At 64.4% G+C, this 12,112-nt stretch carries 10 protein-coding genes; 6 read left to right on the top strand and 4 right to left on the bottom strand.

All coding sequences use genetic code 11. From position 1 onward, the window contains the following. The first annotated feature begins 10 nt into the window (after positions 1-10). The 3 genes from dapE (at position 11) to cls (ending at position 3,704) form a co-directional block, all read left to right on the top strand. Positions 11-1,150: a succinyl-diaminopimelate desuccinylase gene (gene dapE, locus VOM14_RS08985; RefSeq protein WP_327628364.1), complete on the top strand. Its 1,140-nt coding sequence runs from the start codon at positions 11-13 to the stop codon at positions 1,148-1,150. 16 nt (positions 1,151-1,166) lie between these two features. Beyond that, positions 1,167-2,051, top strand: coding sequence for a 50S ribosomal protein L3 N(5)-glutamine methyltransferase (gene prmB / locus VOM14_RS08990; protein WP_327628365.1), 885 nt, complete (start codon positions 1,167-1,169; stop codon positions 2,049-2,051). 201 nt (positions 2,052-2,252) lie between these two features. Then, on the top strand, positions 2,253-3,704 hold the full coding sequence (cls, locus tag VOM14_RS08995; protein WP_327628366.1) for a cardiolipin synthase: 1,452 nt from the start codon (positions 2,253-2,255) through the stop codon (positions 3,702-3,704). Positions 3,705-3,721: 17 nt separating this feature from the next. On the opposite strand, the gene VOM14_RS09000 is transcribed toward cls, so the two are convergent. Further along, positions 3,722-4,201 (bottom strand): glutathione peroxidase, encoded by a 480-nt coding sequence (locus tag VOM14_RS09000; protein WP_327628367.1) that lies wholly within the window; start codon positions 4,199-4,201, stop codon positions 3,722-3,724. A gap of 135 nt (positions 4,202-4,336) precedes the next feature. Here VOM14_RS09000 and VOM14_RS09005 point away from each other — a divergent pair, with 135 nt between their 5' ends. Then, complete coding sequence (locus VOM14_RS09005) at positions 4,337-6,289, top strand: ATP-binding cassette domain-containing protein (RefSeq protein ID WP_327628368.1); 1,953 nt, start codon at positions 4,337-4,339, stop codon at positions 6,287-6,289. Positions 6,290-6,335: 46 nt separating this feature from the next. Then, positions 6,336-7,505 carry a CaiB/BaiF CoA transferase family protein gene (locus tag VOM14_RS09010; RefSeq protein ID WP_442955525.1) on the top strand — a complete coding sequence of 390 codons (1,170 nt, stop codon included), beginning with the start codon at positions 6,336-6,338 and terminating at the stop codon, positions 7,503-7,505. 32 nt (positions 7,506-7,537) lie between these two features. Here VOM14_RS09010 and VOM14_RS09015 read toward each other — a convergent pair whose 3' ends face one another. The 3 genes from VOM14_RS09015 to alr form a co-directional block, all read right to left on the bottom strand. After that, positions 7,538-7,816: a DUF2866 domain-containing protein gene (locus VOM14_RS09015; RefSeq protein ID WP_327628369.1), complete on the bottom strand. Its 279-nt coding sequence runs from the start codon at positions 7,814-7,816 to the stop codon at positions 7,538-7,540. A 154-nt stretch (positions 7,817-7,970) separates the two neighbouring features. Continuing rightward, positions 7,971-9,347 carry a DNA repair protein RadA gene (gene radA, locus VOM14_RS09020; protein WP_327628370.1) on the bottom strand — a complete coding sequence of 459 codons (1,377 nt, stop codon included), beginning with the start codon at positions 9,345-9,347 and terminating at the stop codon, positions 7,971-7,973. Between the two features lie 86 nt (positions 9,348-9,433). Continuing rightward, on the bottom strand, positions 9,434-10,504 hold the full coding sequence (gene alr / locus VOM14_RS09025; RefSeq protein WP_327628371.1) for an alanine racemase: 1,071 nt from the start codon (positions 10,502-10,504) through the stop codon (positions 9,434-9,436). A gap of 218 nt (positions 10,505-10,722) precedes the next feature. On the opposite strand from alr, the gene lplT reads away from it, so the two are divergent. Beyond that, entirely contained in the window at positions 10,723-12,030 is a 1,308-nt protein-coding gene (gene lplT, locus VOM14_RS09030; RefSeq protein WP_327628372.1) for a lysophospholipid transporter LplT, read from the top strand. The last annotated feature ends 82 nt before the right edge of the window (positions 12,031-12,112 follow it).

A 12,112-nucleotide genomic window follows, 5' to 3' on the forward strand; every position in this document is an offset into this window, starting at 1 on the left:
TACTGAATCCATGTCCGGCACCCTCGCCCTTACCGAACAACTGATCGCGCGTGCTTCCGTCACGCCCGACGACCAGCATTGCCAGCGCCTTCTGATCGAGCGCCTGTCCGCGCTCGGCTTCGAGCATGAGACCATCGCGTCGAACGGCGTGACGAACCTGTGGGCCGTCAAACGCGGCGTCGACGGCACGGCGGGCAAGCTGCTCGCGTTTGCCGGCCATACGGACGTGGTGCCCACGGGGCCGCTGGAGCAATGGCACTCGGCGCCGTTCGAGCCCACGCATCGCGACGGCAAGCTGTATGGCCGAGGCGCGGCCGACATGAAAAGCTCGATCGCGGGCTTCGTGGTCGCGAGCGAGGAGTTCGTCGCGGCGCATCCCGCGCATCGCGGCTCGATCGCGTTCCTGATCACGAGCGACGAGGAAGGCCCCGCCACCGACGGCACCGTCAAAGTGGTCGAAGCGCTTCAGGCACGCGGCGAGCGCATGGACTACTGCATCGTCGGCGAACCGACTTCGAGCACGCAGTTCGGCGACACGGTCAAGAACGGCCGGCGCGGCTCGATGTCGGGCAAGCTCGTCGTCAAGGGCGTGCAAGGTCATATCGCCTATCCGCATCTGGCGAAAAATCCGGTGCATCTGCTCGCGCCCGCACTGGCCGATCTCGTCGCCGAACGCTGGGACGACGGCAACGAATATTTCCCGCCCACCACGTGGCAGGTGTCCAACATTCATAGCGGCACCGGCGCGACCAACGTGATTCCCGGCCACGCGGACGTGATGTTCAATTTCCGCTTCTCGACCGCGAGCACGGTGGAAGGTTTGCAGCAACGCGTACACGCGATTCTCGACAAACACAAGCTCGAATACGATCTGCAATGGAGCGTGAGCGGCCTGCCGTTCCTCACGCCGCATGGCGAGTTGTCGAACGCACTGGCCAAGGCGATCAAGGACGAAACCGGCGTCGCCACCGAACTGTCGACCACCGGCGGCACGTCGGACGGCCGCTTCATCGCGCGCATCTGCCAACAGGTGGTCGAGTTCGGCCCGCTGAACGCGAGCATCCACAAGATCGATGAACATATCGAAGTCGCACACATCGAGCCGCTGAAAAACGTGTATCGCCGCGTGCTCGAACAACTGATTGCCTGACCAAGGACTATTTTCGATGACGCTGCCCTTCTCCACCGTCCGCGACCTGCTGCGTTTCGCGGTGTCGCGCTTCAACCAGGCCGGCCTCTCGTTCGGCCACGGCTCGGCCAACGCCTTCGACGAAGCGGCCTATCTGGTCCTGCACACGCTGCATCTGCCGCTCGATCTGCTCGACCCGTTCATGGACGCGCGCCTCTGCACAGCCGAGATCGACGCGGTGCTGAACGTGATCGAGCGCCGCGCCAGCGAGCGCGTTCCGGCCGCCTACATCACGCAGGAAGCGTGGATGCACGGCTTCCGCTTTCATGTGGACGAGCGCGTGATCGTGCCGCGTTCGTTTATCGGCGAGCTGCTGCAGGACGGCCTGCAACCCTACGTGGAAGATCCCGAGCAGGTCGGCGGCGTGCTCGAACTGTGCACGGGCTCCGGCTGCCTCGCGATTCTCGCGGCGCATGCATTCCCGAATGCCGACATCGACGCCGTCGATCTGTCCGCGCCGGCGCTCGAAGTCGCATCGCGCAACGTGACCGACTACAAGCTCGACGACCGCATCGCGCTGTTCGAAGGCGATCTTTATGCGCCGCTCGCGGAACGCCGCTACGACGTGATCATCAGCAATCCGCCGTACGTGAACGCCGCCTCGATGCAGGAACTGCCCGCCGAGTACAGGCACGAGCCGGAAATGGCGCTCGCGGGCGGCGCCGACGGCATGGACATCGTGCGGCGAATCATTGCGAACGCGCGCAACTGGCTGACCGACGACGGCGTGCTCGTGATCGAAATCGGCAACGAACGCCAGCATGTCGAGGCCGCGTTCGGCGGATTGAACCTCGTGTGGCTCTCGACCAGCGCCGGCGACGACAACGTGTTCCTCATTCAGGCCGCCGATCTGCCCGTCTGAAGCAGCACTACCCGCTGCTTTCCCCGCTGTTCACCGGCTTGTCCGCACAGGCCTCGAGCGCGCGGCGGCATCGTGCCGGCGCGCGCATCGACTCAGTCACACCACCCTCGACGCGCGCACGTTCTGTAAGATGAGCGCCGTTAGCTGCCCGCGTTTGTTTGGCGCGGCGGCGCGGCACATCGCTCATCCCTTCGCTCGCCTATGCAATTCGACCTGCTTCACGTCGGCACGCTGGTGGCCCTCGCTCACATCCTCGGCGTGGTCGCGGCGTGTCACGCGATTCTCAACACCCGCACGTCGCAAGGCGCGATTGCGTGGGCCGTGTCGCTTGTCGCGATGCCGTATTTCACGCTCATTCCTTATCTCTTTCTCGGCCGCAGCAAGTTCGCCGGTTACGCCGACGCGCGCCGCGTCGAAAACGAATTGCTGCGCACGCACGCGCACCCGCCGGAATGGGACAAATGGGCTTCGTCGGCGGAACTGCCCACGCACGCGCTCGGCGGCAGGCTCGTGCATTCGCTCACGCGCCTCGGTGGCATGCCTTTTCTGCCGGGCAATTCGGTTCGCACGCTGGTGAACGGCACGGCGACTTTCGAGGCCATTTTCGAAGCCATCGAAAGCGCGCGCGAGTATGTGATCGTGCAGTTCTTCATCGTGCGCGACGACGCGCTCGGCGAGATGTTCAAGGACGCGCTGATCACCAAGGCGCAGCAAGGCGTGCGCGTGTATTTCCTCTACGACAGCATCGGCAGCTTCGATCTGCCGCATCGCTACGTGGCGGCGCTGCGCGCGGGCGGCGTCGAGATGCATCCGTTCGCGACCAACCGGCTGTTCGTGAACCGTCTGCAACTGAACTTCCGCAATCACCGCAAAATCGTTTCCGTGGACGGCGAACGCGCGTTTGTCGGCGGCCATAACGTGGGTGTCGAGTACCTGGGCGCGAAGCCGCCGCTTTCGCCGTGGCGCGACACGCATATCGAAGTGCGTGGTCCGGCGGTCGCCAGCATCCAGTTCGTCTTCACCGAAGACTGGTACTGGGCGACGCAACAATTGCCGCAACTCGATCTGCCGCCGTCGCCGGCGCCGGACCCGGCAAGCGACTCCGGCATGCACTGTCTCGTCGTGCCGAGCGGTCCGGCCGACAAGCAGGAGACCTGCTCGCTCTTTTTCGTCGAAGCGATCAATGCGGCGCGTGAGCGCGTCTGGATCACCACGCCCTACCTCGTGCCCGACGAAGCCGTGTTCTCGGCGTTGCGGCTCGCGGCGCTGCGCGGCGTGGACGTGCGCATTCTGATTCCGAGCCGGCGCGATCATGTGGTGGTGTTCGAGGCCTCGAAACTGTACGCGTACGATTCGCTCCGCGCGGGCCTGCGCATCTTCCGCTACCAGCCGGGCTTCCTGCACCAGAAAGTCGTGCTGATCGACTGCGTGGCCGCGGCGGTGGGCAGCGCGAATCTCGACAATCGCTCGTTCCGCCTCAACTTCGAAATCATGGTGATGACGGTCGACCAGGGCTTCGCGAAGGAAGTCGAAACGATGCTGCTCGCCGACTTCGCGCAATCGCACGAAATCGACCGCAACGAGTACCGCCAGGCGAGCGCGCTGCGGCGCGTGCTGATGCACGTGGCAAGGCTCTTCTCACCCATTTTGTGAGCGCGGCGCGCGCCCGGTCACAGCAATTTTTCGATGTCCTCGGCAATCGCCTCGGGCTTGGTCAACGGCGCATACCGCTTGACCACGTTGCCGTCGCGGCCGATCAGAAACTTCGTGAAGTTCCACTTGACCGCTTCGAGCCCCAGCAAACCGGGCGCCTCGCCCGTCAGATAGCGAAATAGCGGATGGGCGTTCGCGCCGTTCACCTCGATCTTCTCGAACAACGGGAAAGTCACGCCGTAGTTCTTTTCGCAGAAGCTACCGATCTGCGCGGCGTCGCCCGGCTCCTGCTTGCCGAACTGATTGCACGGAAAGCCCAGCACCGCGAGGCCGCGCGCGGCGAAGCTGTCATAGAGCTTTTGCAAGCCCGCGTATTGCGGCGTGAACCCGCATTCGCTCGCCGTATTGACGATCAGCAGAACCTTGCCCTCGTACTGCCCGAGGTTCACTTCGTCACCGCCCAGCGTGCGGGCCGAAAAAGAATAAATCGGTGTCATGTGCTCTCCCCACGAAAGCCGTCAGTCTATGCCAAAAGCGTGGCCGGTACAGTCGGCCGAGTGGCCGATGCCGGCTGAGCGCCCGGTGTCATCCCCGGCAGTCTAAAATAACGGTTTTCTTCAGCCGGCCTCGTCGTGATCCGCTTTAACCAGTTCAGCCTCGCGCGCGGCACCAAGCCGCTCTTCGACAACACCACGTTCACCCTGAATCCCGGCGAAAAGGCGGGCCTCGTGGGCGCGAACGGCGCGGGCAAGTCGACGCTATTCGCCGTCCTGCTCGGCGAACTTCATGCGGACGGCGGCGATTTTTCGATCCCGCCAACGTGGCAGATCGCGCACGTCGCGCAGGAAACGCCCGCCGCGGACAAGAGCGCCCTCGCCTATACGCTCGACGGCGACGCAGCGTTGCGCGCCATCGAAGCGCGCATTGCCGCCGCTTCCGCCGCACATGACGGCGCGGCCGAAGCGGAAGCCCACGCGGCCTTCGCGGACGCCGACGGCTACACCGCGCCCGCGCGCGCCGAAGCCTTGCTGCTCGGCCTCGGTTTCACGCTCGACCAGACGCGCGAACCCGTCGGCAGCTTTTCGGGCGGCTGGCGCATGCGGCTGAATCTGGCGCAGGCGCTGATGTGCCGTTCCGACCTGCTGCTGCTCGACGAACCAACCAACCACCTCGACCTCGACGCGATCGTCTGGCTCGAAGACTGGCTGAACCGCTACCCCGGCACGCTGATCGTGATCTCGCACGACCGCGAATTTCTCGATTCCGTCTGCAATGTCACGCTGCATCTCGAACAGCAGCAGATCAAGCGCTACGGCGGCAACTACTCGCAATTCGAAGTGCTGCGCGCGCAGCAGATCGCGCTGCAACAAAGCGCGTACGAGAAGCAGCAGCGCACCGTCGCGCATCTGCAAAGCTACATCAACCGGTTCAAGGCGCAGGCCACCAAGGCGCGCCAGGCGCAGAGCCGCGTGAAGGCGCTCGAAAAGATGGAGCTGATCGCGCCGGCGCACGCTACGTCGCCGTTCACGTTCGAGTTCCGCACGCCGGACTCGGCGCCGAATCCCATGATGGTGATGGAAGACGTGCGCTGCGGCTATCACAGTGAAGACGGCGCCGAGATTCCGATTGTCCAGCGCGTGATGCTGTCCATCCAGAACGGTCAGCGTATTGGCCTGCTCGGCGCGAACGGCCAGGGCAAGTCCACGTTGATCAAGACCCTGGCCGGCACGCTCGAGCCGCTCGGCGGCCACGTACGCGAAGGCAAGGGGCTGCGCATCGGCTACTTCGCGCAGCATCAGCTCGAAACGCTGCGCGCGGACGACACGCCTTTGCAGCACCTCGCGCGCCTTGCGCCGGATACACGCGAACAGGAATTGCGCGACTTCCTCGGCAGCTTCAATTTTTCGGGCGAGATGGCGACCTCGAAAATCGCGCCCTTTTCCGGCGGCGAAAAGGCGCGGCTCGCCCTTGCGCTCATCATCTGGCAAAAGCCGAATCTGCTGCTGCTCGACGAGCCGACCAACCATCTGGACCTCGAAACGCGTCACGCGTTGACCATGGCGCTCGCGCAATTCGAAGGCACGCTGATTCTGGTGTCGCACGACCGGCACCTGCTGCGCGCCACCACCGATCAATTCATGCTGGTCGCGAAGCACCGCCTGCAGGAATTCGACGGCGATCTCGACGATTACCGCGACTGGCTCTTGCAGCACGCCGCCGAGCAGCGCGCGGCGCTGAAGGCGGGCAATGCGTCGAACGGCGCTGACGGCGGCCCCGACAATGGCGTCAACAGCGGCGCGAACCGCAAGGAGCAGCGCAGGCTCGAAGCGGAGACGCGGCAGAAGCTCGCGCATCTGAAAAAGCCGCTGCAAAGCCGCATCACGAAGATCGAGAAGGAAATGGACGCGCTCAATGCCGAAAAGACGACGCTCGACACCTTCGTCGCCGATCCGGCCAGCTACGAGCCGGCGCAGAAAACCAGACTGACGGAGTCGATTCGCCGTCAGGCAGACGTGAACGCGCGCCTTGAAGCGCTCGAAGCCGAATGGCTCGAAACGCACGAGGAACTCGAACAAATCGGCTGACGGAACGCGCGTTGCGATCCGCGTCGGCATCGACGGGAGGTTGGCTTTGTCATCAGCGACGTCTTTTGCTTCATCTTCCGGGGCTTCCACGGCCGCGAGCGCGCCGCCGCTAAAAGGCTTGCGCGTACTCGACCTCACGCGCCTCCTGCCCGGCCCGGTCGCCACGTTGCGGCTCGCCGAACTCGGCGCCGAAGTGCTGAAGATCGAAGCGCCCGGTGCGGGCGACCCGACGCGCACCATGATGCAGTCGTCCAGCGACCGCGTGGCCGGACGGCCGGGCGCGTTCTACCGGCTCGTCAATCGCGGCAAACGCGAGACGCGTCTCGACCTCAAGTCGGAAGCGGGACGCGACGTGCTGCGCGCGCTCGCCGCCGAGGCAGACGTGTTGATCGAAAGCTTCCGGCCGGGCGTGATGGACCGGCTCGGCGTCGGCTATGCGACGCTGCGGGCGGCCAATCCGCGGCTCGTGTATTGCGCGATCAGCGGTTATGGCGCAAGCGGCCCGTTTGCCGGTCATGCCGGGCACGATCTGAACTACATCGGCTATGCGGGCGTTCTGGATCAGCTCACGAGCCGCGACGGCACGCCGGTCGTGCCGAACGTCCAGATCGCGGATCTGCTCGGCGGCGCGTTGAGCGCGGTCACGCAGATACTCGCCGCGTTATGGCACGTGGCGCGTGGCGGCGAAGGCCGTTTCGTCGATGTCTCCATGACTCACGCCACTTACGCGCACAACGTGGTCGCGCAAGTCGCGCTCGCGAATAACGAACACGCGGCGGACATGGCTGGCAATGCGGCGGCGGGCGCGGGTCTGCTGAACGGCGGCGTGCCCTGCTACAACCTGTACCGCACGCTCGACGGGCGCTGGCTCGCGGTCGGCGCGCTCGAACTGAAGTTCTGGGAAAGCCTGTGCATGGCGCTCGACCGTCCCGAGTGGGCCACGCGCCACTGGAGCCTCGGCCAGGCGATCGGCGGACCGGACGCCGCCGCGCTGACGCAGGAACTCGCCGACGTGCTGGGCAAACGTCCGCTGGAGGCATGGCTTGAGTTGCTGGAGCCGCTCGATTGCTGCGTCTCGCCGGTGTTGACGGCGGCGGAAGCCGCGCGGCATCCGCTCTTCGATCCGCAGTCGTATGAGCGGCCGGAAGGCGGCGAACACGGCGAAGGTGTCGAACACGAAAACGAAGCCCAAGGGCGCCCGCGCCCCGAAGCGTGAGTGACGCAGGTCAACGGAGCGGCATCTGGGCTTTACCGCCTCGCCACCGTCTGTCGCGGCAAAGTCTGACGCGGCGTCTTTTCGTCGTCATGGAGCACATGCTTGCGGCCTTCCACATGACGATTGATCGTGGCGCGCACGTCGGCCGCCGTGGCGTCGCCCGCCACCACCCGGCGCGAGATCTGTCCGGCCCGGTCGATCCACTCGACGATCCGGCAAGCCCCGCCCCAAGGTTGATGAATGGGCGCGGAGACCCGGCAGCCGCGCACCTGGATGGGCCGCTCGGCAACGGTTTCATGTGACTGTTTCAAGGCGCGATCCTTTTTCGAGCATCAAGGGATGCAATAGCTGTGCAGCTTAAGGAAAAAGGAAGTACCTGTTGGTTACAGACAACCTGGAGATATTTACCGCGCATTACGACGCGCGCGGCCTGCGGCGCGTGCCCGAAACAGGCGAAACGCCCGTCTATTCGAGCGTGCGCACGCGGTCGATAGCCTGTTCGATCCGCTCGACCGCAACGACCTGTAAGCCGTCAATCGGCTGTTTGGGCGCGTTGGCCTTCGGAATGACCGCGATCGAGAAGCCGAGCTTCGCGGCTTCCTTCAAACGTTCCTGACCGCGCGGCGACGGCCGGATTTCGCCGGCCAGGCCCACTTCGCCAAACACGACGAGCCCCTTCGGCAGCGGCTTGTTGCGCATCGACGAATGGATTGCGAGCAGCACCGCGAGGTCCGCGGCCGGCTCGGTGATCTTCACGCCGCCCACCGCGTTCAGGAACACGTCCTGATCGAAACAGGCGATGCCGGCATGCCGGTGCAGCACCGCGAGCAGCATCGCGAGCCGGTTCTGTTCGAGGCCGACGGCGAGGCGCCGTGGATTCGGCGCATTGGCCGAATCCACGAGCGCCTGCACTTCCACCAGCAGTGGCCGCGTGCCTTCCTGCGTCACCAGCACGCACGAACCCGGCACCGACTGCTCATGCTGCGACAGAAAGAGCGCCGACGGATTCGCGACGCCGCGCAAACCGCGCTCGGTCATCGCGAACACGCCGAGTTCGTTGACCGCGCCAAAGCGGTTCTTGATCGCGCGCACGAGCCGGAACGACGAATGCGTGTCGCCCTCGAAGTACAGCACCGTATCGACGATGTGCTCCAGCACGCGCGGCCCCGCGAGCGCGCCTTCCTTGGTCACGTGGCCGACCATGATGATCGTCGTGCCCGACTGCTTCGCGATGCGCGTGAGTTGCGCCGCGCACTCGCGCACCTGCGCGACCGAGCCGGGCGCGGAAGTCAGCGCGTCGGAATAGACCGTCTGGATCGAGTCGATGACCGCGACGTCGGGCCGCTGGTCGGCGATCGTCGCCTGGATTTTTTCGAGCTGGATTTCGGCGAGCAATTGCAGCTCGCTCGCCTTCGAACCGGGTTCGAGCAGCGACAACCGTTGCGCGCGCAACGCAATCTGCGCCGCCGACTCTTCGCCGCTGATATAGAGCGCTCGCTTTTCCGCGGCGATTTCGGCAAGCGACTGCAAAAGCAGTGTCGATTTGCCGATGCCCGGATCGCCGCCGATCAGCACGACGCCGCCCGGCACGAGGCCGCCGCCGAGCACGCGATCGAATTCGCTGACGCCGGTGGTAAAACGCGGCACGTCCGACGCTTCGATGTCGGCGAGACGCCGCACGGGCGCGCTCTTCGCAAGCGACTGGAAGCGGTGCGTGGACGGCGTCTCGGCGACCGATTCGACGAGCGTGTTCCACGCCTGACACGACGGGCACTGTCCCGCCCATTTCGGCGATTGCCCGCCGCATTCACTGCATACGTACAACGTTTTTGTTTTTGCCACGCGTGCTTGCCTTGATGCTTGTTCTGTCGTTCTTTCCACTCACCGCGCCACCGGCCACACGGCGCGCCCCGCAAGATGAGTGACCGTTATTCGGCGCGCACCGGCACGCGCGGTGCGATCGCGCACATCAATTCATAGCCGATCGTGCCGCAGGCCCGTGCGACGTCGTCGATAGGCAGCGACGCGCCCCACAGTTCGACGCGCGAGCCGACGTTCGCGGTCGGGACCGGCGTCAGGTCGACGGTGAGCATGTCCATCGACACGCGTCCCACGATGCGCGTGAGCACGCCGTCGACGATCACCGGCGTGCCTTCCGGCGCGACTCGCGGATAGCCGTCCGCATAACCGCAAGCGACCACGCCGATGCGCATCGCCGCGCGCGTCTTGAAGAGCGAGCCGTAACCGACCGTCTGCCCTTCCGCGATGGATTGCACGGCGATCAGTTCGGAGGCGAACGTCATGGCCGGCTGCAGTCCGGTGCCTTCGATCGCGGACGACACGCCCGAGGGCGACGCGCCATACATGATGATGCCCGGACGCACCCAGTCGAAATGCGATTCCGGATGCCACAGCGTGGCCGCCGAATTCGCGAGGCTGCGCGCGCCGGCAATGCCTTGCGCGCCGCGCTCGAACGCTTCCATCTGATGCGCGACGCCGCGCTCGCCGTCGGCGTCGGAGAAATGGGTCATCAGCGTGATCTGACCGACGCCCTGGCACGCGCGCGCACGCTCCCATGCCGCACGGAATTTCTCCGGCATGTAGCCGAGCCGGTTCATGCCGCTATTCATCTTCAACTGGATATTGACGGGTTTGGACAGCCGCGCCATTTCGAGCATGCGCAACTGCTCGTCCGAATGGAGCGCGGTGGTCAGGCTATAGCGGTCGATGACGTCGATATCCGTCGGACGAAAAAAGCCTTCTAACAAAAGAATCGGGCCGGCCCAGCCCAATTCACGCAACTTCACGGCTTCTTCGAGGTCCAGCAACCCAAAGCCGTCCGTTGCACGCAAACCTGGGAAAGCGCGCGCGAGGCCGTGTCCGTAGGCATTGGCCTTGACGACCGCCCAGATCTTCGACTTGGGCGCATAGCGGCGCGCGACGGCGAGGTTATTGGCGAGTGCGGAGGTATGAATCGTGGCTGAGAGGGGGCGCGGCATGGAATATTTTCGTAAAGACGCTTGCGAATCAGCGGCTTACAGGGCGTTTTCAACGCTCGGCAGCCCGCTGGGCGGTGCGATCAAGGATTCTGCTAGTCTGAATGCAGCTATTTTCGTGATATAAAGCCGTGCGCACAACCCATTTCGAACGGCATAAGCCCGGACGCATAATAAACGGCCTGGGCGGACAGACCGCGGCGAGGACAGCATCGCATCAGATGAAAAAAGGTTTTTACACCATCATGGCCGCGCAGTTTTTTTCGTCGTTGGCCGACAATGCGCTTCTGATCGCTGCTATAGCACTGCTGAAAGATCTACACGCCCCAAACTGGATGACGCCGCTGCTTAAGCTGTTTTTTGTGCTGTCGTACGTCGTTCTCGCCGCCTTCGTGGGCGCCTTTGCCGATTCCCGTCCGAAAGGACGCGTGATGTTCATCACGAACACCATCAAGGTGCTGGGCTGCATCACCATGCTGGTCGGTGCACATCCGCTTATTGCGTACGGTATCGTGGGTTTCGGCGCGGCGGCCTATTCGCCCGCCAAATACGGCATTCTCACCGAGCTGCTGCCGCCTGATCGACTCGTCGCCGCGAACGGCTGGATCGAGGGCACCACGGTCGGCTCCATCATTCTCGGCACCGTGCTCGGCGGCGCGCTGATCAGTCCTCATATTGCCGCGCCGATCCTGCGGCACCACATTCCCACCGTCCACACGCCCGCTGAAGCGGCGATGCTGGTGATCATGGTGATCTACGTGGTCGCGGCGCTCTTCAATCTGCGCATTCCCGACACCGGCGCGCGTTACCCGAAACAGGAACGCGGTCCGATCCGGCTCGTCACCGACTTCGCCGACTGCTTCATCGTGCTATGGCGCGACAAGCTCGGGCAGATTTCGCTCGCGGTCACTACGCTTTTCTGGGGCGCGGGCGCGACGCTGCAATTCATCGTGCTGAAGTGGGCCGAAGTGTCACTCGGCATGTCGCTTTCCGAAGCGGCGATTCTGCAGGCCGTGGTGGCGGTCGGCGTGGCGGTCGGCGCGATCCTCGCCGCTTCGCGCGTGCCGCTGAAAAAGTCGCTGTCCGTGCTGCCGGTCGGCATCATGATGGGCGTTGCCGTGATGCTGATGGCGTTCTACACGCGCCACCTGTTTCCGCCGCATTGGGGCGTCTACTTCGGCCGCCTGCATGTGCCGGGTTATCTGATCATCGCGTATATTTTCCTGATGGTCGTCGGCGGCCTGTCGGGCTTCTTCGTGGTGCCGATGAACGCGCTGCTTCAGCATCGCGGCCACGTGCTGCTGTCGGCGGGTCACTCGATCGCCGTGCAGAACTTCAACGAGAATCTTTCCGTGCTCATCATGCTGTGCCTGTACGCCGTGCTCGTCTGGCTCGACGTGCCGGTCGCGGCCGTGATCGTGCTGTTCGGCACCTTCGTCTGCCTGATGATGTGGCTCGTGATGCGGCGTCACCAGGCGAACCAGCGCGCGTTCGACTCGGTCGCGCTGATCGGCGAAGTCAAACACTGACAGGCGCGAGCGTATGCGTCGCATGGTTCGTTGCGCGTGCATTCTTCGCGCCGTCACCGCGCCTTAACCCTTCCCCGCTTTG

Origin of the sequence: Paraburkholderia sp. MPAMCS5 (genome assembly GCF_036016995.1) — a bacterium.
In the GTDB taxonomy this organism is placed as follows: Bacteria; Pseudomonadota; Gammaproteobacteria; order Burkholderiales; family Burkholderiaceae; genus Paraburkholderia.